Below are 20,590 nucleotides of genomic sequence, written 5' to 3'. Positions count from 1 at the left end.
GGCAGCGCCGATTGCGCTTGCCGCGCTGGGCGACAGCGACGCCGCCGTACGCGGCGCGGCCCTGCGCTCGCTGACGAAGCTCGGCGGCCCAGCCGAAGTGCCCGCGGTGATTGGCGTCCTGACGGCCGCAACCGACGAAACCGAACGGCGCGAAGCGGCAAACGCCCTCAACGCGATCGCGGCGGTCCACGGAGAAGCCGTATTGCCCGCCGTGCTCGATGCGATGAAAGGCGCGAGCGGCGAATCCCGCACCGCGCTGCTTCGCAGCCTCGGGATTATCGGCAGCGCCCAGGCGCTCGAACCGGTCGTCGCGGCGTTGCGCGATCGCAACGCGGAATTCAGCGCCGCCGCCGTTCGCGTTCTCGCCGAGTGGAAATCGACCGACGCCGCGCCGCACCTGCTGAAGCTGGCGCAAGGCAAGAATGCCGCGCAAAAAGACCTCGCGCTCCGCGGCTATGTCCGCCTCGCGCAGGCGGAAGCCAACGCCGACGCGAAAGCGCAGATGCTCGCCACCGCAATGGGTGTCGCAAAGACGAAAGAAGAGCAGTGGCTGGTGCTGCCCGCCTACGGAACCTTGGCGACGAAACCGTCGCTCGATACGCTCGCCGGCATGCTCGACAATCCGGACATCAAAAACGAGGCCGGCAGCGCACTCGTCGCCGCGGCGACCGCATTCGCAAAAGCCGATGCGGCAAACAAACCCGCCGCCGCCGAAGCCGTCAACGCCGTCCTCGCCAAGTGCGACGACGCAACCTTGAAGGAACGCGCGCAGAAGGCGCTCGAAGGAATGAAGTAACCCGTTGGAGTTTTGGGGTTGGAAGGCCGGACGGGTATCACCCGTCCGGCCTTCCTCGTAGTGGGGCAACGCAGTTATTCATCTTCTGTGACAAAGTAGCCGCCTCCGGCAGTCTGGGCACTATTTGCATTTTTCCAATAGTACGTGCTATAAGTTTTACGGAGCTGCTGGTGGTTTTCGTAGTAGGCGCAGGGGTAATCGGCTGTGAATCACCGCAGAAACCTCATCTTTGGAATACTTGCCGTCCAACTCCATAAGCTTTCTCCCGGCAAGATGGCCGAGTTGGCCGCAGCCGCGGCCGCCGATCCAACACAGGATTTGCCGGAGCGTGTTGTCTCCGAAAAACTAATCTCCCCCGAAAACCGCGATCTGCTCGTCAGTCTGGTTAATGAAGCAATCAAGGAACACGGTGGCGATTCCCAGGCGGCCCTCGATTGGATTCGAGGGACCGACTCGACGTACGCCACGCTTACCGCCGCTTCATCCGCCGGCGTAACCGAACCGTTCCGGCGGGAAGATGCCGGCATATCGGATGCCGAGTACCTGCGCACGCTCGACGGCATGCGCGAGCGGCCCGGGCGATACTGGCTCAAATCGGAACATGCCCGCGGGGGGCAGGGCCGCCTGCTCCTCGTCCACGACGAGGCCCTCGGCCGCGACATCATTCTCAAGGAACTGTTAGGCACCCCCGATCCGGATATCGAGCATCCTTCCCCCGTTCGCCGGACGGCAAGTCTCGTTGCGCGCTTCCTCCAGGAAGCGAAAATCACGAGCCAACTGGAGCACCCCTCGATCGTTCCCGTGTACGAAGTGGGACTGCGCCCGGACAGCACCCCCTACTACACCATGAAATTGCTCAAGGGCAGGACCCTGAGCGCGGCATTTCACGACTGCAAAGGCTTGGCGGACCGGCTTGCGCTCGTGCGCCATTTCGCGGATATCTGCCACGGCGTGGCCTACGCCCACAGCCGCGGCGTCATCCATCGCGACCTGAAGCCCAGCAACGTGATGATCGGCGCCTTCGGCGAAACTGTCATCCTCGATTGGGGACTCGCCAAGTTGACCGGCACGCTCGACGTGCATTTCGATGCGTTCGAAAAAACCGTTACCGCGATAAAGGTCGGGTTTGACTCGGAACAGGGCAAGACCGCGCCCGGCGCAGTGCTCGGCACCCCCGCGTACATGTCGCCCGAGCAAGCTCGAGGACAGCTCGACAAGGTGGACAAGCGCTCCGACGTCTACGGCCTCGGCATGATCCTTTACGAGTTGATCGCCGGCCGGCTCCCCTTCGATCAGGCGCCCGTCTCCAGCATCCTCTACCAGGTCGCCAACGAACGGCCGCGCTCCTGCCTCGACTTCCAGCCCGACGCCCCGCCGGAACTCGTCGCCATCTGCAGTCGGTGCCTCGATCAGGACCCGAACAAACGGTATCAGGACGCCGCCGAACTCGCCGCGGACATCGAGCGCTTCATGTCCGGCGCGCTCGTCGCGGCGTATACCTACAAGTTCCGCGACGTCGTGACCCGGTACTACAAGCGCCACCGCGTCATGGTGAATACCGTCGCCGCGTTCCTGCTTGCGCTCCTGGGCCTCGGCGTCTACTCGTACATCAACATCTCGATCGCGCGCGACCGCGAGGCGCTCGCCCGCGCGGTCGCCGAAGACGGCAAGTACGTAACGCAGTTGCACCTGATTCAGTCCTCGATGGAGCAAAACAACTTCAAATTGGCGCGTGAAACGCTTTGGGCGACAAACCCATCGCTCAACAATTGGGAATGGGGCTACTTACTGAACCAGTGCTATCGGGAGTTGTACGCACTGGACGACTGCGTTACCGCCAAATACAGTCCCGATGGCACACGCCTCGCCACGTCGTCCCGGACAAACCCCATCGAGATTCGAAATGCCGAGGATGGCGCGAAGATTGTCGCGTTGAGCGAGGAATCGAAGGGGTCGCTGTCCCACGAATACAGCCCCGACGGCACTCGAATCGTGAGTGCACGTCTGGATGGCGCCGTCCATGTGTGGGATGCGCAAACCGGCCAATTGACCGCGCGCATGTCCGGCCACAATGGACAGGCCGATTCCGTGCGGTTCGACCAATCCGGCCGACGAATCGTATCATCCGGTAAAGACGGTGTCGTCCGGATGTGGAACGCTCAGTCCGGCGAGTTGATGCTGACGATCGAGGATCCCGGCCAGAGTTTCTATTACGCTTCCTTCGCCCCGGGAGACCAATACGTTGTCTTTGTCGCGCGCAAACGAGATTCGGGTATCGACGCAGCCATGTCCGCGGCTGAGGTGTGGGTCTGGGACCTTGCGAGCAACAGCCGCATTTGTTCGACTCCGGGCTCGGCGTACGCCGCGACCGCCGACGGAAACCTGGCCGTAGCGGACGGCATGGATGTCGTAATCATGGTTCTGGCCTCCGGCGAGGTCCGCGGCAGATTGCAGGGCCACAAGGCGTCGATCGGCGATCTTGCCGTTTCCGGGGACGGCAGAACGGTAATTTCGGGCGCGCTGGATGGGACCGTCCTTGCGCACGATTTGTCCTCCGGAAAACTGAAATACGAAGTCAGCCACGGCCAGGCGATAAAGTTCGTGCGAATCAGCCGCGACGGAAAGCGAATGCTTTCCGCGTCAAACGACTGCACGATCAGAGTTTGGGACGCTGCCACGGGGCACCCGATGAACACGCTCCGCGGACACGAAATTCATACACCATTCACCGTGGAATTCAACGCGGACGGGAGCCGAATCGCGAGCGGGGCCATCGATCAAACCGTTCGAGTGTGGAGCGCCGATACCGCCCCCGGGCAACGTGTTGTAGCGCCCCTTGATTCTCCCGTCAATAAGGTTGCCATCTCGCCGGACGGCAAACTCGCAGCCATCGTACTGCGCAATCGCACCTTCGAGATTCGACGAATCGCGGACGGCGCGGTACTCGCGATTATGGCCTCGTACGCCCACGTTGGCGGAAGCGATATCGCGTTCAGCCCGGATAGCAGGCGCGTCGTGGCTTCGCTCGACGAGTTTACCCCCATGGTCTGGGACATCGAATCGCAACGGGTCGTCTCCAAGTTCACCGGCCATCACGGTCCCGTGTACTGCGTGGCGTTTAGCCCCGACGGCAAACATGTCGTCTCAGGATCGTGGGACAACACCGCACGCGTGTGGGACGCCGAGTCGGGGACCGAAGTCGTGAAATTCGCGTCGCATACCAAGACTATTCATGATATTGCTTTCAGTGTGGACGGTCGGACTGTAGGCACCGTTTCGGACGACGGTACCGCAATCCTTTGGGACGCCGCTACCGGAAACTCGATTCGGACCTTGGCCCTGAGCGGCGCAGGCCGCAGCATCGCATTTAGTCACGACGGACGTCTGGTTGCGACCGGGTCAGAAATGTACGAAGTACAACTGTGGGACATCGCTACGGGCGAACTGGTCCGCTCGTTCCCGGCGCCCGATTGTTCACTTCGGGAAATTGCGATCTCCCGCGACGACACGCGGCTGGCAGTTCCGGCCCATCGCGGCCTTCGACTATGGTCCGTGCGAACCGGTGACCAACTGTTACTGCCTTCGGACGAAGCGCCATCGTCGGTGAGCGCCTCCTTTGCCGGCTCGACAGGTTCCATCTTTGTCGCTACGTCCGGCCCGAACACACTTATCGAGTTGGTCCCGGCATCGTGGGGACCGGAGGAGATTTCGCGGGTCGCCGCTTTGCCCGAAGACGAGCGTGCGTTCGTTCTCCGCGGTGCGCGCACCGCGCCGCTAAAACCGGTTCAATCCTCTCTGTCAATGGTCGTGGCCACTACTCCCGAATACGCCGCCAACGCGTTCGCAAAGCTTGTGGACGCCTTGGCCGGACAGACTATCCAAGCCGATGCTGTTGCGGTCGACGGGCCTGTCTATGACGCGCTCGCCCGCCTCTGTGTCCAGCGCGGTGATCGGCTCCTGGCCGTGAATGACACCGCCGTAAACGCCGGCGGCTTCCTCGATGCTACGCGCAGTTTGGCCGCTGCCTTAAAGGCCTCAACCCCGCCCGCGGCCTCGATCGTGCTCGAACGAAACGGCGCGCGCGTCACCCTGAAGTGTCAGCTCATCGAACCTGTCTCCGCGGATATCGAGCAATCGGTCGAGACCGCAACACTGCGCGACTATTTCACAACCCTCCGGCGTGACGAAATGGTTTGGAAATCCGTCATACTGGATAACCTCAAGGATCGCGCCGCCGAAATCGGCGAACCCGCCGCGGACGCAAACTCCATTAACGGCGTGTGGCTCGGACAATCGCGAGATGGTAGTGCCAAACCCCACCTGTTGGCGTTCGGCCTCGCATTGGACGATCGCATCGTCACGCTCGATGGCAAACGGATTGTCGACTATGCAACGATACGCGAACTGGGCGATACGGTCTTAGCTGCAGATAAGTCGAGTGCCGGTCTGCAAATGCAGTTCGAAGTGGAAAGAGGACAGTTCCAGAATGTAAACGTTGAGATCGAAGCCCGTTAACCGCCGAAAGGGGATGACTGTGATGTTCACACGAGGGTACTCAGAAAGGCAGGTAGTAGTGACGCTAACGGCTCAGCAACCACATGTCTAATAGCGGCGTCGGATAAGAAGGACGGATTCAATGAACTGCGACTACCTCCGTCGGTCAAAATCTGAAAGACGCGAGTTTTTGAAGTTTTCGGCGGCGGTACTGGTGGCCGCAGACATCGATTCCGCCAACCAATTGGGAAACTCCACGCCGCGCGAATCTGAACTGCAAGATATTCGGCTGTTGCCGCCCCAGCCACCGCAACAGTTGCACGCGTACGAGAATCTCACGAAGTGGAAGCTGGCCGACTGTATAGCGCTAATACGGGCCGACTTGGCGCGCGAGCGGTTCGGGATCGATGGATCGGGGCTTACAGTTGCCGTGCTCGACACTGGACTGAACACGACGCATGTGGACTTCGCTGGGAAGGATCGCATCCCCGCAACGATGAACTTTACATCGAACGACCAAAACGACGTTACGGACTCGAACGGACACGGCACGCACCTGGGCGGGATCATTGTCGCAAACGGCCTACACAAAGGCGTGGCCCCATGCGCGCGTATTGTTCCGGTCAAAGTGACAAACTCAACTGATTTTGGCTGGCTGTCCGTGGTATGCAAAGGGTTGGAATACGTGCAAAAGCACCACGATCAGTATGGCATAAGCGTGGTGAATATCAGTTATGAAGGCGAAGAGAGTTATACTGCAGACGATCATAAGTCCCAAGTATTTCAGAAAGTCAGAGGATTAATCCGAGAACTGCGAGACGAAGATGTGGCCACTGTGATTTCCGCCGGCAACCGCTTTTACCCGTTCTCGAAGGAGGGGATGTCCATTCCCGCGATCGCCCGAGAGTCAATCAGTGTGGGCGCGGTCTATTCCATAAGTGACGGTTATCAGCCCCCTGTCTATGGAGCCTGGGCCCGCAAAACTGCGCCTGACCAAATAACGCCGTACACAAAACGGCTCCACGCCTCAACGCCCACGGCGGAGTGTTGCACAGATCTTTTTGCCCCTGGAGGAACCGTGCAGTCGACTGGAATTCAAAACAACGTGGGATTTGACACTGGGCAAGGAACAAGTCAAGCAGCAGCGTTCGTATCCGGTGTTGTCTTGCTCGTTCAACACTACATTAGAAAAACTACCGGCCAGCTGCCTTCAGTCGAAGATATTGAACAATGGCTGGTCGCTGGATCCGTTGACATACAAGATGCGCCTTCTGACCCCCCCATCGACAATGTCGTGCATACAAATAAGACGTTTAGGCGTGTCGATGCGTTGGGTGCGCTAGAGGCGGCACAGAGCTATTTGGTCCACGCAGGGTTTCAGAAGCAAAAGCTACCCGGCAAGTGCTTTCGGGGCCGGGGGCGCAAAGCTAGAAAGCCGAGGTAGTGCTGCAAGGGTCTGCAATTGGGAAGTAATCTGAACTGGAAAAAAGCAAAGGGAGGAAGCAAACATGGCCACGAAACTCGACTACGCACTGGAAATAGGAGATAACTGCAGGTTGGTTAACTGGATTCTCCAATTCTCCGATGCAAACGAAACCGACAGTGTGAAAATCACCCTGAAGGATATCCATTACAGCAAAACCGCACTCGAATTGTTACAGCTTATCAAGACCCGAATCGCGTTCGCTGCACAAGTGGATGACACCAGGTTGGTGAAAGCCGACCCTCCATACAGCAAGAAATTTGTAGACCCGAATACGGCCACCGAAGTCATAAACAAGATACGCGATTATGAGAATAGTGCGCACCCCGGCGCCAATCTTAAGATGTACGAATTGTTTGCCGGCGATCATCTAGCGACGGATCCTGATCTTGTAAAGGTATTGAACCAACTTTGGTTGCTTGGCGTGTATTGGCCCAGTAATCACGGTATGCCAGGCGCCGGAAACTTGATCAAACAGACGATCGGGAACGCCAATTTTTGGGACAACACAATTATTGATAACGCCAACAATAGCCTTGGATCGCGTAGTATGAAAGAGCTTTTTAATCTCAAGTTGAAGAATGTGCCGGACGATCCAGGGAAAAAACACTTAAGATTTCTTGCGACGTTCGGCGTCACCAGGAATCATCCTTCAGTTCCGAACTACTTGAGCCCACGTCTCAACAACAGCGCCGGTCCGGAAGCGTTGATCAGTAGGTTCGATGAATTGCCCAACGATATCAAAATCATTGGCTCGCAAGGCTCAAATAGTAAATGCTGTGTTGGCGGCGTTTGTTCCTCCCCCTACATGTTCAAGTACTGCGAGCCAGTGTCAGGCTCGACCGACTGCAACTCCCTAAGTGACACCTGCGGTTAGCGACGGGCCGCCGAGCCCCCCGTCACGCGCGGGCGAGACTACGTTGGACTAATGCGAGTACTGGCCGGTCAACGACAATTCGCCGAACCCGTATCCGTAATAGTAGAACTTAATCGCCTTCGCGTCGGCGGGGAACTCGGCGAGGAGCTTGATGCGTTGCGGGCCGCGGACTTTGTAGCCTTCGTCGTCCTGTTCCTCGCGGCCGTCGGTGATAAACTTCACCGAGTGGATGCGGAAGCACTTGTCCATGTCGTCGAGCTTTTTGATCTTGATCGTTGACGGCGCGACCATGAGTTCGCCCGGTTCCCAGTGCGTGAAGCCCTGGGTGCGTACGGGCGGCGTGATGGTGACATCGAGCCATGCGTAGCGCAGCGGCGGTTTGGGCTTCTTGGGCTCGTCTTCGTCGTCGTCCGTGTCTGCGTCCTTCGGTTTCTCGCTCCACTCGATGCCGTGCAATTCCACGGTAGCGCCCGCCAACGCTTTTCCCTTCATCTTGAACGGTATCGAGAACAGCGCGACGAACGCCTTGCCCAGCGCGAATTTGATCAGGAAATACGCGGCGATCAGCCCGCCGCCAAGCCAATACGGCACGTACTGGAAATACATGCCCACAACGAGAAGTATAAGGATGCCCAACCGGATCGGTTTGATCCTGAATCGTCGCGCCTTCTTTTCTTCCGCGCCTTCCGCGGACATCGCTTCCATCTCGACGGCCGGCTCGTTCGCGTGCGCATTCGGGTCGAACGACAGATCGATCGCCTTCGATCTTGCCCGCAACTTCGCCTCGAGCGGCTTGCGAAACGACGCCGCGCGCGCGTAGCCCAGTTCGTTTTCGAGCCGGTCGCAGATGTCGATGGCTTCCTGAAACTGGCCCAGCTTCGCCAGCGTCCGCGCGTGCGCCTTTAGCAGGTTGACGTTCCCCGGGAACTGGTAGTTCAATTCCGTGAGAATCGCGTTCGCGAGATCGTAATTCTCGTCAAGGTACGCCTGGTTCGCCTGCGCAAACCGCGCCTCCGCGTTCGACTGCCCCATGACCGAATCTTCCTTGCACCGGGACGTGCCCGCGCCGCTTCCAGCGGCGCCCACACCGGCCGTCCGGGCCGCCATTCTAATAGAATTCGTGTATCCGGTTTCCACGCGCCACTGCGACACGATCGGCGCGCGCGACTTTGCGACTCTGAATATGGTATCCTCTGGTTTTCTGTCGGGTGGCGCGTTGGGAATCGCGCCTGGGTTGCGGACTCGTAGGGTGGATCATCACATGGACGCTGTTGTCGAGATCAAAGGTGTGTCGCGCAAGTACAGGCGCACACAGGCTTTGGACAATGTATCGATCGTCATGCCGAAAGGCGGCGTGGTTGGGTTGGTGGGCGAAAATGGCGCCGGCAAGACGACCCTGATCAAACACGTTATGGGGCTGTTGCGCGCGCAGCAGGGTACCGTCCGCGTGTTCGGCCTCGATCCCGTCAAAAAACCGCACGAAACGCTCAGCCGGATCGGTTATCTGTCCGAGCATCGCGATCTGCCCGGCTGGATGCGGATCGACGAGCTGATGCGCTACACCCGCGCCCTGTATCCCAAGTGGGACCAGGCGTACGCGCACAAGCTCGTGCACATGTTCCAACTCGACCCCTCCGCAAAAATCCGAACGCTCTCGATGGGCCAGACCGCCAAGGCGGGCCTCGTCACCGCGCTCGCGCATCGGCCGGATTTGCTCGTGCTCGACGAACCGTCGTCCGGCCTCGACCCGATCGTCCGCCGCGACATTCTCGGCGCGGTCCTGCGCGAAGTGGCGAACGAAGGGCGCACGGCGCTGTTCTCGTCGCACCTCTTAAACGAAGTGGAGACCATTTCCGACCGGGTCGTCATGATCAGTTCGGGCAAAGTGATTCTCGACGAGACGCTCCAAGAAGTCTTGCGCAAACACCAGCGGATGGTGCTGACCAGCCGGAACGGCGCGTCGCCCAAAGGCGTGCTGCGCGGCATCGAGGGCTGCGAAGCCGATGGCGGGCGGTGGATTGTTATTTGCCACGGCGACCTCGCCGCGCACGTCGCCCAGGCAAAGCAGATGGGATTCGACGTACTCGAGGCCGGGCCCGCCATCCTCGACGACATTTTCGTGGCGCGCGCGGGCAAACGCATCGCGACGACTGCGGAGTAAGCGCCATGCGGGGATTCTTCATCTTCATCTGGGAACAATGGCGTCAGACCTACAAGGGGCTCGCCGCGATGGCCGTCGCGCTGTTGCTCTACGGAATCGCGGCATGGAAGTTTACGGCGCTTCTGTTTTTTATCTTCTCGCTCAGCGTCAGCCTTGCGATTAGCTGCGCATACCTCCCCGCGATCGGCGCGGGCGCGCTGCTGTTCATACAGGAGAACCGGGGCCGGGTCGGGTTTGCCTATCCGCGCCGGATGTTGGTATTGCCCGCGCACACATTTGTGCTGGTGGCCGCGCCGCTCATATACCGGCTGCTGGTAATTCTCGTATTCGGGCTTGCAACGGGCTGGATTTGCGACACGTTCTTCAAGGACGTCTTCTTCATCGGACCGCAGGTCCTCATACTCATGACGTTCGTCGCCGCCATGCACGCGTTCGTCTTTCTGGTAAGCGGCTACGGCGCGGGCACCGGCACCGCGATCTTCCTCGTCGCATTCCTGGTCGGCTTGCCGGGTCTAAACGTCTTCTACCAGTATTTCATGGATAACTTGGCCCTGCCGGACCCATTCCTGTCCGAGCGCATCCCGCCGGAAATCGGATACGGCGGCGTGCCCGTGGCAATCGCAGTGATCGTCTATTGGTTCGTTGTCGCATACGTCGGCGCTCGATACGCCCGCAGCGAGGTCGCCGAAGACCCCGTCGGCGGCTACGTGCGCGTCCTGACCCGTATCACCTACTTCGACCGCGAGCGCACGGAGTTCCCGTCGCCGGAATCCGCGCAACAATGGTTCGAGTGGCGGCGCGGCGCATACCTGTTCCCGTGGATTTCGCTGTTGCTCGGGTTCATTCTCGCCGTGACGTTGAATCCCGAGGCCGGCCAGATGGAGAGCCGGTTCACCCTCTCGTTCTACGTGCTTGCCATCGCGCCGGCGGTGATCGCCAGCCTCGTCGGCTATCTCGTCACGCGCCCCGCGACCGACTACCAGTGGTTCGTGCTTGCGCGGCCGCTTTCGACCAAGACGATCGCCATCGCCCGGCTCCGGGCCGGCGCGAAGGCCGTTCTCTGGTCGTACATCCTGCTCCTGCTGCTCTTCGTGGTGGCGTTCAAGATCAAGTTTCCCGGCGAACCCGTCCTGCAATCTCTCGTGGCGGACCTGCGCGTCATCACGTCCACGCAAGGTCCCTACGGCGAAGGCCTGCGATTGCTCGCATTCCTCGGCGCGGCGGCCGTGCTCACGTCGTGGTCGTTGTTCTGGTTGGCGCGCTCCGCGGGCGTCGTCGTTTGGCTGGCGTTTGCGATCGTTGGCCTCTGGTTCTATTCGACCGGCAGCCTTTACCGCTACGACGAAGAGTCCAACCAGTTCGTGACCGCGACGACACCGTTCATCCTGGCGATGGGCGGTTTTCTTGGCGTTAGCGGGATCGTTGCCCTGGCCGCCGCCGTTTGGCGGAGGTACATCGGCGTCGTCGCCTTCGTTTCGATTGCGCTCGCATGGGTCGTGCTCGCGTACGCCGCCTGGCGCATGCAATACGCCGTCGACGTCGGCGGGCCGCTAATCATCGGCGCGTGGGCCTTGTTGCCGCTTGTGCCCATTGCGAGCATTCCGCTCACGCTCGAGTGGCAGCGCCACCGATAGCGGACGTCGCGATCACCCCGCCAGCCAGCGCAACCACGCCGGCGCGAGAAAAAAGACGGGCTTCCACGTCCAACCAGACCGCGTCACCGCCTGGATGAAGGGCCGCTTCAATTCCTGCAGGTTGAACGTATAGGCGTAGCTCAGGTTCGGCGTGAGTGCGCCCTCCGGCGATACCTGCAATCCAAACACGCGTTCGTGCTGGTAGTTGAAAAAGTTCATGCCGCGCGCGGCGTGCCAGCGGATGTTGGCCCCGCCGCCGCCCGCGGACCAATCCACTGCGGCCCAGAATTCGAGCACGCGCGCCGTGTGCGACGCCGCGTCCAACACGATCGAAATGCGGTGTACGCGGCGAAGTCCATGCGCGCTCGCGTGGTCGATCCAGCGCGCGTCCGCGTAACGCCACGTGACGTCGATCGTCGTTCCATCGTCCGACGCCGCGACCGTCACCGGCGTATCGGTTTCATTCACGGCGAGCAATCGTTCGCGCAGGTGCTCGATAGACACCGGCGCGGCGCCCGGCGCGGGCGGCGAACTGGCGGCCCACGTCGCGCCCTTGAAAAACCACAGCGCCGCCACGAGCACATTGACAACGAGAAACGCGATCGCCAACCGCAGATCGCCGAACGGCACGTCACCTGCCGCGGGCGCTCCGGCAACCGTGACGGCCGCGCCCAAGGCCGGTTCGAGCGCCGCGGCGCGCCGCGCGAGGAATTCGTCGTGCGTCCCGGTCCACGCCATGAAAACCGGCCCGGCCAGGAAAAGTTGCACGCGATCGTTCGCGGACGCGCGGCTGCCGACCCAACCGGTCGATTCGCTACCGGCGAGGTGAGACACCTGAAGGTACTGCACGTACGTCTCCATTGCCTGACGCGCGGCGTCCGCACTCGGAAATACCGATGCGAGCACTGTCTCGTTCGTCGCGAAAAACGCCATCTCCGCGTGCATGGCGGTGGACAAGAATTCCGGAAAGATCGGCTTCGCCGGCTGGACCAATGTCGTGTCCACGTCGGATCCGAATACTTCTTCCGGGTGCGCGAACTTTCCATCGACGATCGCGAACACTTCCGAATCGATTTCTGAAGCACTCGCCGCCGCTGCGTCCTCCGGGCTTTTCATGTTGGCGAGATGAAACACCGCCTGTGGCCCGCCGACAATCGCCACGAATCCGAGGAAAAACCAAATGGGCCGAAGCGACAACCCCGCGCGCCGCATCGATACGCCGATGACAAGCATAAGGAAGGCGAGGATAACGGCAAACGCGGCGATGCCGACGACGACCGGGTTTGCCTGGACCCATGCTTGAAGCGAATGCATATTCGATTACGACCTCTGTGACGTGGCTGCGTGAATGGTCTGCTTGTTTCAGAAACCGTCGAAGGGGCGGCCGTAACGGCCGAGCGTGCGCGCGCTGTCAACGGTGAAGGGAAAGCGGTCCGCGGGATACTTGAGGTATTCGACGTGCCCGTCGAGGTAGAGGACGTTGCCGCCGCCGGGGACGTGGGAGTAGTCGATGACCTTGGTGGTCGCGTGGTCCCACATCAACGGCACGTCGCTCGACGCCATCGATGACGCGGCGGGACTATTGATATCCGTGATCATGAAGCGTTCGATGCCGTCGCGAAGCCGCCGAATCACGTTACTCCCGCCGGCTTGGGTACCCGCGTACGTTGCTGAGACCGCAAAGTCGCTGTCGCTGGCCGCGCCATTGCTCGCGAAGTTCGCCTGGGCCAATTCGCCCCAGGGCGTATTGAGGTATTCGGGTTCCTCGAATCGCCCGTTCGGCCCCGTGCCCACGGTACCCACGAGCGGGCCCAGAATATTTACGTCGTCGACGATGAGCCAGCCGGTGTAATGATAAGGCTCCTGCCCGATCTCTTGCGGTTGGATCGTGCCGTCGTTGTTGCCTTTTTCACCGTCGTAGCGCGCAACGGTGTCCGGCGACGCGCTCCACGACGGGCACCAGACCACGTCGTAGTCGCTGACGTAGTCCGGGATCATTGCGGGACCGTTGAACATCATCTCGCGGCTCAGCCCTCCTGTCACGTTATGAATCTGGCGCGGCGGATACTTGCCGCGCGCTTCGGAAGAATACATCGACAGCGCGAGACCAAGCTGTTTCAGATTATTCTGACACGACGCGCGACGCGCCGCTTCGCGCGCGCGGGAGAGCGCGGGCAGGAGAATCGCTGCAAGAATCGCCATGATCGCCATGGCCACGAGGAGTTCGATCAGCGTGAAGCCATTGTGTCTTCGCATGCACAAATCCTCGATTTGAAATCCGCACCATTTATCGTGCTCGTAATCGTGCATTCGAACTCCTGCACAAGTTCCACGGGCTTTCGACTTTTCGAACGAACTTGGGATTCTTGACACTATAGGACCACGAGCACCAAAGGAGTCCAATCTTCGCAAATACATCAGCGCTGTGTGAACACGTTCTTTCCGGATGCGTCATTAAACCACAGCGCCGGGCCTTGCTGATCGACGCCGAGATACGCGCGGCCCTGCCCGTTTGCGTCCCGCAGATTGATGAGCGGTTCGTCGTTGTTCACCTGAATGTACACGCGGCCCTTCTGTTGCGCGTCGCGCATGCTCAACAGCGATTCGTTGCCGCTGACCTGCAGATACACCCGCGGTTCGCCCGATTCATCGCGCAGGTTCAACATCGCCGCGCCGTCGGCCATCACGCCGTTCATCACGCGCGGCTTGCCGGATTTGTCGGCGAGTTGCAGCCAGACCGCTCCGTCCGCGTCGGTGCCGAGGCGTCCGCGCAGCGCGCCGCTTGCATCCACAAGGCGGAACTCGGTGGCTTCGAGCACCGTGGCATCGGCGTACGCGCGCGCCGGTTGGGCGATCCACACGGTGATCAGGCTCGTGCACGCCGCGGTGACGATCGAGCATGCCACGGCGATTGAAAGGGTCTTGGGGATCATCTTGCCTCCACAGTGTTGACACAACTCACGAAAGATCGGAGCACGAACCGAAGTATCGACAACGCTACGGTACGGTTGAGGACGCAATATCGATTAGGTCCAACAGTTCGCTTACCACGTTGCGCTTCAGATCGTCCGCGGCGTAGAGCGCGGCGACTTTCTGGCGCGCCGCGGCGCCATCGCCCGAGGCCTTGCCGCGCGCGATGAGTTCACGGCATGCGGCCGGCATCGGGCCCCAGTTGCCGCACTCGACGAACGCGTCGCTCAAGAATACGAACCTCGGGATTGCCTCGCCGCCGTTCGTGAGGAATCGCGCGAACACGTCCGGCCATTGATCGCGCTTGATGTAGCGTGTCTTGAGTTGGGGCGCGGCGTCCGCCATCGCCTCGAGGACCGGCACGTGCCGCACGACGTCGCCGCACCAATCTTCCGCAATCGCGATCACGTGTACGGGGCGCGCCAGCGCGCCGAGCAGGCCCATGACGTGCGCATCGAGCGGCTGCGCCTTGCGCATCTCCTCGATTGCCTGCGCGTGCTCTTTGTTCTCCGCCGCGGATATCCACAACTCGTACGGTTCGCCCGAGTCGAACACGACCTTCCAGTCGATCAATGGCAGTATCGGTGGACGCGGCATGGCGCCTCCTGGCTAAGCATCTGTTGGTGACGAAGGAAAATTGTAGCCGCCCGAACCCGAAAAGAAAACACACCCCACACGAGGGCGCGCGCGCCAACGCACACCTTTCAAGAAATGGGCGGGGCGCCGTCAGCGCACGGTAGTGCTGTTTGCCGGAGTGCACAGTTTACTGTGCCGCGTGCTGGGCGACGTTGTAAGCCCGTTTCGAACGGGCACGCGCTGCCCACCGCGCAAACCACGGGCCAGAATATTTTCAACCCCCCGGCCCGTATCCGGGGTCCCGCGCTCGCCCGGCGCCCCATGGAGAATTATAAATCCACTTTCCAGTTGCTTTCCTGAATCAATGCGTTGATCTCGCGAATCCGTACCGCGACGTCATCGGCCTGCTTCTGCAGTTTCGCCACGGGCAACGTCGCCTTCCATTTAATCTCGCGCATCGAATAGCGTTCCGGCTCCTCTTGGGACGACTTGATGGCGGACAGCAAGAGCGAATGGCGCTTTGTAAGCGTATCGCGCCGCGCAATCGCCTCGGTGATTGTTCGGCCGTCGGACAGCTTGTGCTTCAGGTTCGCCCGGTTAATGGCGACGACCAGTGACTCTAACTCGTCCGTTACCGCGAACGCCTCTTTGATCAGCGCATTCGGGTCTTCAGACGGCTTCTCGCCTTGCTGGACCATACCATTGCGCGTAATGCGTTCGCGTAACGATTCGATCTTCTTTTGCATGTCTCCGCGAAGGAGCAGTGCTTCGGCCAGCTTCATGGTAGTCTCTCCGTGGATTGGCGCGCCCGCGCCGCCGATTCTTATTCTATACCGAAAGTAGATCGGTTCATGCATACTGATATCGGCGCGCGGTCCCGTTCGGAGGCAGTAGACGTGCCATACGTGCTGATCCAAGGAAGGGGGGGCGGATTATGAGACGCTACAATCGCCGAAGTTTCCTGCGTCTGGCGGCGGCCGGTATCGCTTCGGCCGCGCTCGGTCGGACGCTTCGCGCGGAATCGACCGCAGTGTTTCCACCGGTGCGCAGAATTACCCGCGGACCCAAGCACCATTGGTTCGGCTATTACGACAAGCTGCAATTCGATCCATCGAACCGGTTCGTACTGGGCATGGAAGTCGATTTCGAGCACCGGTCGCCCACGCCCGACGACGTGATCAAGATCGGCATGGTGGACATCGAGGACGGAGACCAGTGGATCGAACTGGGGGAGAGCCGGGCCTGGTGCTGGCAACAGGGCTGCATGCTGCAATGGCTTCCGGGATCGAAAACAAAGATTCTCTGGAACGATCGCGACGGCGATCATTTCGTGTGCCATATTCTCGATGTTGATACGAAGGAGCGCCGCACGATCCCGCACGCGGTCTATTGCGTAAGCCCCGACGGCAAGACCGGCGTCTCGACGGACTTCGGCCGCGTCAACGTTTGCCGCCCGGGGTACGGCTATCCCGGCGTTCCGGACAAATTCGCCGGCGACATGGCCCCGAAGGAGTCGGGGTTGTTCCACATCAATCTCGAGTCCGGCGAGTCGACGCTGATTCTATCTGTCGCCGATGTCGTAAAGATCGGAACGATCCCGAACAAGAAACCGCGGATCAAACATCATCTTTACCACCTGCTCTACAACCCGGATGGTTCGCGCTTCATTGCGCTGCACCGATGGAACTACATCGATGGAAGCAGGCTCACGCGGCTCATCACCTTGAAGCCGGACGGCAGCGACGTGCGCGTCGTAATCCCCAATGGTTTCGCCTCGCACTTCATCTGGCGCGACAACACGCATATCTTGTCACAGTCGAAAAATATGCTGGGGGAGAGTGACTGGGGCAATTTCTTGTTTGAGGATCGGGAGGGGGGCACGGTCGAACAGATCGGTAAGGGCGTGCTGGATTCCTATGGCCACGTCAGCTACCTGCCCGGCAACGAGTGGATACTGAACGACACCTATCCGCACGGGCCGGACCGCGTGCAGACGCCGCATCTGTATCACATCGCGGCCAACCGGCGGATCGACCTCGGCAATTTTCCGGTGCCGCCCGAGTACACCGGCGAATGGCGGTGCGACGCACACCCACGGCTCAGTCCAAATGCGCGATACGTGTGCATCGACGCACCGCACCAGGGCGAAGGGCGGCAGTTGCATCTGATCGATATCGACGGATTGACCTCGTAAAGCGAGGCATCTTGGTGCGAAAAGGGGACATTCGCCATACGACCGCGAATGTCCCCTGGCGCGTGGTTGCGCACTACCGGTATGGACGGTTAGAAGCCGTCGAAGGGGCGATTATATCTGCCAAACGTCCGGGCACTGTCGACCGTCATCGGGAACTTTTCGCTGGGATACTTCAAGAATTCGACGTGGCCATCGAGATACAGGACGTTACCGCCGCCCGGCACGTGGCTAAAGTCCTGCGTCGCCGTGGTAACGTGGTCCCACTCGACGGGAATCTGGCTCGCACCCATGCTCGATCCCGCGGGATTGTTGATGTCCGTAATCAGGAAACGCTCGATGCCGATGCGCAAGCGGAACATCGTGTTCCCGCCGCCCGCCTGCGTGCCCGCGTACGCCGCCGGCACCTGAAAGTCGTTGTCGCTCGCCGCGCCGTTGGTCGCGACGTTTGCCAGGGCAAGCTCGCCCCACGGCGTGTTCAGGTATTCCGCTTCCTCAAACCTTCCGTTCGGGCCGGTACCCTCCGTGCCGGCAAGCGGACCAAGAATGTTCACGTCGTCGACAATCATCCAGCCGGTGTAATCGTACGGTTCCTTGGCAAGTTCGCACGGATCGACGATGCCGTTGTTGTTGCCGCTCGCGTCGTACCGTTCCACCGCGTCGCCGTGGCGCACCCAGGACGGGCACATCACCAGTTCGGGGTCGGTGAGGTATTCCGGCATAAGCGCCGGGCCGCTGAAGATCATGGCGGTACCCAGCGCCCCATCACAACGAAGCGTCTGCCGCTGCGGGAGCTTGTCCCGGGATTCACCGGCGTACATGAAAAAGATGACGCCCATTTGCTTCAGGTTGCTCTGGCAGCTCGAGCGGCGGGCCGCCTCACGGGCCCGGGCCAGGGCGGGGAGCAGAATGGCCGCCAGAATGGCGATAATTGCAATGACGACAAGGAGTTCGATGAGTGTAAAGCCGCGCGGTTTCATGGTCGGGTTCCTTTATGCGAAACTGTTCAGAATGTAACAAACACAACCCAATTGCATATAGCTCATTTGTTCTGCATACAGAACAAGCGTAAATATAACGGATTTTTTCCTCTATGTCAAGAGGCTAAGTGCAATCCGCTGATCGCCGGATACGCTGGACTTCCAGCCCCGATACCGTGCCACACTCACCACGGAGGTACACCGCCATGGGGGACAAGGTTCTCGCAATCGACGCGTGGGCGCAGCCTGCCGAACCGAAGGCCTTCGAACACCTGCCGGAAATCGCGCGGCTGTTCAGGCAATCCGGCAGCGGAGCCATTCTCGAAAAAGGCATGAACGCGGCGGAAATCGTCGCGATGATGGATCGCGGCGGCATCGAAACGATGCTGCTGTGCGCATGGTGCCGGCCGGGCCAGTGGATTTATACGAACGACGCAATCGCCGCGATCGTCCGCGAACACCCCGGCCGGTTTGTCGGCGTGGCCACGGTCGACCTCGAGAAGCCGGTTCGCGCGGTGCACGAACTCGAGCGCGCGGTGCGCGAACTCGGGTTCAAGGCATTGCGCATTGTGCCGTGGCTGTGGAACCGTCCGCCCAACGACAAGCTCTATTATCCGCTCTACGTCAAGTGCGTCGAACTCGGCGTTCCGTTCTGCACACAGGTCGGGCATACCGGCCCGCTCATGCCATCGGACGTCGGACGGCCCGTGCCCTACCTCGACGAAGTCGCGCTTACGTTTCCCGAACTAAAAATCGTCGCGGGACACATCGGGTATCCGTGGACCGACGAAATGATTGGCCTGGCGTGGAAACACGAAAACGTGTACATCGACACCTCCGCGTGGTTGCCGCGGTACTACCCATTTCAGTTGCAGCAATACATGCAAACCTATGGCAAGACGAAGGTGCTCTTCGGCAGCAACTTTCCACAGTTATTCGTTGACAAGTGCGCGGACGATGCGCGCGCGCTGGGCCTTCCATCGGAGATCGAGGCGCTGTTCCTGCGCGAAAACGCGGAACGCGTGTTCGGCCTGTAAATACTGCATACTTGGTTGTCTTTCGCGCGGGAGCGGGTATTCGATTCTAAGTTGACGGGCGGACAATTTTCTCGGCGGCAGTGCATCCATTGGTCAGCGTTGCGCTTAAACGCGAAATGAAAACTGCATCACGAATCATCTTTACTTTTTTCAGAATCGGACGTAGAATCCAATAGCGGTACTTGAGAAGCGCGGTCGCGCTGCGAATGGGTTGGGCGAATTATCCGGCGGGGAGGTTTCGTCCGATGGCACAGTTGGTCGCGCTGGGTGTCCGTGAACGGGTTTGGGCCCTCAAGGAAGTATCGACACTTCCTTCCACACTCGTCCGCATTCTCTCCATCGTGCAAGACGATTCCGCTACCGCGTTGGACCTTGCCGACGTGGTCGGATCCGACCAGGCGCTCACAATGCGCATTCTGGGCACCGTCAATTCGAGCTACTACGGTTTCCACCGCCAGATTCGCACCGTTCCCGACGCGGTCGTCATTCTCGGTTTCGACGAAGTCGAACGGCTCGCACTGGCGATCTCCGTCATTCACATGTTCGGCCGCGACGCCGCGACCGCGCGCACGCTGAACATGCTGTGGCGGCACAGCCTCGCGTGTTCCGTGGTCGCCGGGTGCATCGAATCGCGCCTGCGATCGAAGAAGCCGCAGATCGTCGGCGCGCACGTCGCCGGCCTGTTGCACGACATTGGCAAGGCGGTGATCGCGCAGCAGTTCCCCGAGGCGATGACCAGCATCCTGCGCCTCATCGAAGACGACGGATATTCGCATACCGACGCCGAACGCGAAATTCTCGACGGCTACACCCACTGCGACATCGGCGCGTGGCTCGCCGGCCGGTGGCAGTTGCCGCCCGCCATCGTCGAGAGCATCGAAATGCACCACACGCCAACGACACTGCCCAACCCGCATCTGCTCACCCACGCGGCGCACGTCGCCGATGCCCTGTGCAACCGCGTCGGCATTCGTTCGATGAACGCGAACGCCCCCTGCGAATGCGACGCCGCCTCCGCCGAAGCCGTGGGCCTCGACCCCGACTTCGTCTCCCACATCGAAGACCGCCTCGACCGCCAACGCGGCCTCATCGGCGCCATGGCCGCCGGGGGGATGTACTGATTAAATAGGGACAGCCACCTGTTATTGACGCGCAGGCGGGTTTCGTGTACTATGCACCCATGCCACGCATCGCCCGAATCGTCATCCCCGGCTGCGCGCACCACATCACCCAGCGCGGCAACAACAAGCAGGACGTCTTCTTTGTCGACGACGACCGGCGCGTCTACCTGGGTTTGCTCAAGCGCGCCGCGGCCGCGCACGGCCTCGTCGTTCACGGCTACTGCCTCATGACCAACCACATTCACCTTGTCGCAACGCCCAAGGAAGAGG

The 20,590-nt window shown here is 60.5% G+C and carries 16 protein-coding genes and 1 pseudogene; 10 read left to right on the top strand and 7 right to left on the bottom strand.

Annotated elements, in window-relative coordinates:
- The 4 genes from HUU46_25045 to HUU46_25030 form a co-directional block, all read left to right on the top strand.
- Positions 1–796: HEAT repeat domain-containing protein (locus HUU46_25045; protein NUM56910.1), on the top strand; the 796-nt coding region annotated here is incomplete at its 5' end.
- Positions 797–1,000: 204 nt separating this feature from the next.
- Positions 1,001–5,311: a protein kinase gene (locus tag HUU46_25040; protein NUM56909.1), complete on the top strand. Its 4,311-nt coding sequence runs from the start codon at positions 1,001–1,003 to the stop codon at positions 5,309–5,311.
- A gap of 121 nt (positions 5,312–5,432) precedes the next feature.
- Positions 5,433–6,734, top strand: a complete 1,302-nt coding sequence (locus tag HUU46_25035; GenBank protein NUM56908.1) for a S8 family serine peptidase — start codon at positions 5,433–5,435, stop codon at positions 6,732–6,734.
- Between the two features lie 64 nt (positions 6,735–6,798).
- Entirely contained in the window at positions 6,799–7,650 is an 852-nt protein-coding gene (locus HUU46_25030) for a hypothetical protein (protein ID NUM56907.1), read from the top strand.
- Positions 7,651–7,698: 48 nt separating this feature from the next.
- Here HUU46_25030 and HUU46_25025 read toward each other — a convergent pair whose 3' ends face one another.
- Entirely contained in the window at positions 7,699–8,757 is a 1,059-nt protein-coding gene (locus HUU46_25025; GenBank protein NUM56906.1) for a hypothetical protein, read from the bottom strand.
- A gap of 154 nt (positions 8,758–8,911) precedes the next feature.
- On the opposite strand from HUU46_25025, the gene HUU46_25020 reads away from it, so the two are divergent.
- Positions 8,912–9,811, top strand: coding sequence for an ABC transporter ATP-binding protein (locus HUU46_25020; protein ID NUM56905.1), 900 nt, complete (start codon positions 8,912–8,914; stop codon positions 9,809–9,811).
- Positions 9,812–9,816: 5 nt separating this feature from the next.
- On the top strand, positions 9,817–11,445 hold the full coding sequence (locus tag HUU46_25015) for a hypothetical protein (protein NUM56904.1): 1,629 nt from the start codon (positions 9,817–9,819) through the stop codon (positions 11,443–11,445).
- A gap of 12 nt (positions 11,446–11,457) precedes the next feature.
- On the opposite strand, the gene HUU46_25010 is transcribed toward HUU46_25015, so the two are convergent.
- The 5 genes from HUU46_25010 to HUU46_24990 all read right to left on the bottom strand — a co-directional run bounded on the left by HUU46_25010 (position 11,458) and on the right by HUU46_24990 (position 15,773).
- A complete protein-coding gene (locus HUU46_25010; protein NUM56903.1) occupies positions 11,458–12,759 on the bottom strand; it encodes a hypothetical protein in 1,302 nt (433 codons plus the stop codon).
- Positions 12,760–12,807: 48 nt separating this feature from the next.
- Positions 12,808–13,701 carry a DUF1559 domain-containing protein gene (locus HUU46_25005; protein ID NUM56902.1) on the bottom strand — a complete coding sequence of 298 codons (894 nt, stop codon included), beginning with the start codon at positions 13,699–13,701 and terminating at the stop codon, positions 12,808–12,810.
- Between the two features lie 161 nt (positions 13,702–13,862).
- Positions 13,863–14,378: a hypothetical protein gene (locus HUU46_25000; protein NUM56901.1), complete on the bottom strand. Its 516-nt coding sequence runs from the start codon at positions 14,376–14,378 to the stop codon at positions 13,863–13,865.
- Positions 14,379–14,442: 64 nt separating this feature from the next.
- Positions 14,443–15,012 carry a thioredoxin family protein gene (locus HUU46_24995; GenBank protein ID NUM56900.1) on the bottom strand — a complete coding sequence of 190 codons (570 nt, stop codon included), beginning with the start codon at positions 15,010–15,012 and terminating at the stop codon, positions 14,443–14,445.
- A gap of 308 nt (positions 15,013–15,320) precedes the next feature.
- On the bottom strand, positions 15,321–15,773 hold the full coding sequence (locus HUU46_24990; GenBank protein ID NUM56899.1) for a DIP1984 family protein: 453 nt from the start codon (positions 15,771–15,773) through the stop codon (positions 15,321–15,323).
- Positions 15,774–15,925: 152 nt separating this feature from the next.
- Here HUU46_24990 and HUU46_24985 point away from each other — a divergent pair, with 152 nt between their 5' ends.
- Entirely contained in the window at positions 15,926–17,185 is a 1,260-nt protein-coding gene (locus HUU46_24985; GenBank protein NUM56898.1) for a hypothetical protein, read from the top strand.
- A 674-nt stretch (positions 17,186–17,859) separates the two neighbouring features.
- Here HUU46_24985 and HUU46_24980 read toward each other — a convergent pair.
- A pseudogene (locus tag HUU46_24980) lies at positions 17,860–18,162 on the bottom strand (prepilin-type N-terminal cleavage/methylation domain-containing protein).
- 206 nt (positions 18,163–18,368) lie between these two features.
- Here HUU46_24980 and HUU46_24975 point away from each other — a divergent pair.
- The 3 genes from HUU46_24975 to HUU46_24965 form a co-directional block, all read left to right on the top strand.
- Positions 18,369–19,199, top strand: coding sequence for an amidohydrolase (locus tag HUU46_24975; protein ID NUM56897.1), 831 nt, complete (start codon positions 18,369–18,371; stop codon positions 19,197–19,199).
- A 245-nt stretch (positions 19,200–19,444) separates the two neighbouring features.
- Positions 19,445–20,320: an HDOD domain-containing protein gene (locus tag HUU46_24970; protein NUM56896.1), complete on the top strand. Its 876-nt coding sequence runs from the start codon at positions 19,445–19,447 to the stop codon at positions 20,318–20,320.
- A gap of 59 nt (positions 20,321–20,379) precedes the next feature.
- Positions 20,380–20,590 (top strand): transposase (locus HUU46_24965; protein ID NUM56895.1); only part of this gene is annotated, 211 nt, incomplete at its 3' end.

It is taken from the genome of Candidatus Hydrogenedentota bacterium (genome assembly GCA_013359265.1).
Taxonomy (GTDB): Bacteria; Hydrogenedentota; Hydrogenedentia; order Hydrogenedentales; family SLHB01; genus JABWCD01.
Note: the sequence above shows the minus strand (reverse complement) of the source record. Positions and strands in the feature narration are given on the sequence as shown.

What these genes read in the sequence shown, in the direction of transcription:
- HUU46_25035 (NUM56908.1), top strand. Translation starts at nt 5,433, where the DNA reads ATGAACTGCGACTACCTCCGTCGGTCAAAATCTGAAAGACGCGAGTTT.
- HUU46_25030 (NUM56907.1), top strand. Translation starts at nt 6,799, where the DNA reads ATGGCCACGAAACTCGACTACGCACTGGAAATAGGAGATAACTGCAGG.
- HUU46_25025 (NUM56906.1), bottom strand. Translation starts at nt 8,757, where the DNA reads ATGGCGGCCCGGACGGCCGGTGTGGGCGCCGCTGGAAGCGGCGCGGGC.
- HUU46_25020 (NUM56905.1), top strand. Translation starts at nt 8,912, where the DNA reads ATGGACGCTGTTGTCGAGATCAAAGGTGTGTCGCGCAAGTACAGGCGC.
- HUU46_25015 (NUM56904.1), top strand. Translation starts at nt 9,817, where the DNA reads ATGCGGGGATTCTTCATCTTCATCTGGGAACAATGGCGTCAGACCTAC.
- HUU46_25010 (NUM56903.1), bottom strand. Translation starts at nt 12,759, where the DNA reads ATGCATTCGCTTCAAGCATGGGTCCAGGCAAACCCGGTCGTCGTCGGC.
- HUU46_25005 (NUM56902.1), bottom strand. Translation starts at nt 13,701, where the DNA reads ATGCGAAGACACAATGGCTTCACGCTGATCGAACTCCTCGTGGCCATG.
- HUU46_25000 (NUM56901.1), bottom strand. Translation starts at nt 14,378, where the DNA reads ATGATCCCCAAGACCCTTTCAATCGCCGTGGCATGCTCGATCGTCACC.
- HUU46_24995 (NUM56900.1), bottom strand. Translation starts at nt 15,012, where the DNA reads ATGCCGCGTCCACCGATACTGCCATTGATCGACTGGAAGGTCGTGTTC.
- HUU46_24990 (NUM56899.1), bottom strand. Translation starts at nt 15,773, where the DNA reads ATGAAGCTGGCCGAAGCACTGCTCCTTCGCGGAGACATGCAAAAGAAG.
- HUU46_24985 (NUM56898.1), top strand. Translation starts at nt 15,926, where the DNA reads ATGAGACGCTACAATCGCCGAAGTTTCCTGCGTCTGGCGGCGGCCGGT.
- HUU46_24975 (NUM56897.1), top strand. Translation starts at nt 18,369, where the DNA reads ATGGGGGACAAGGTTCTCGCAATCGACGCGTGGGCGCAGCCTGCCGAA.
- HUU46_24970 (NUM56896.1), top strand. Translation starts at nt 19,445, where the DNA reads ATGGCACAGTTGGTCGCGCTGGGTGTCCGTGAACGGGTTTGGGCCCTC.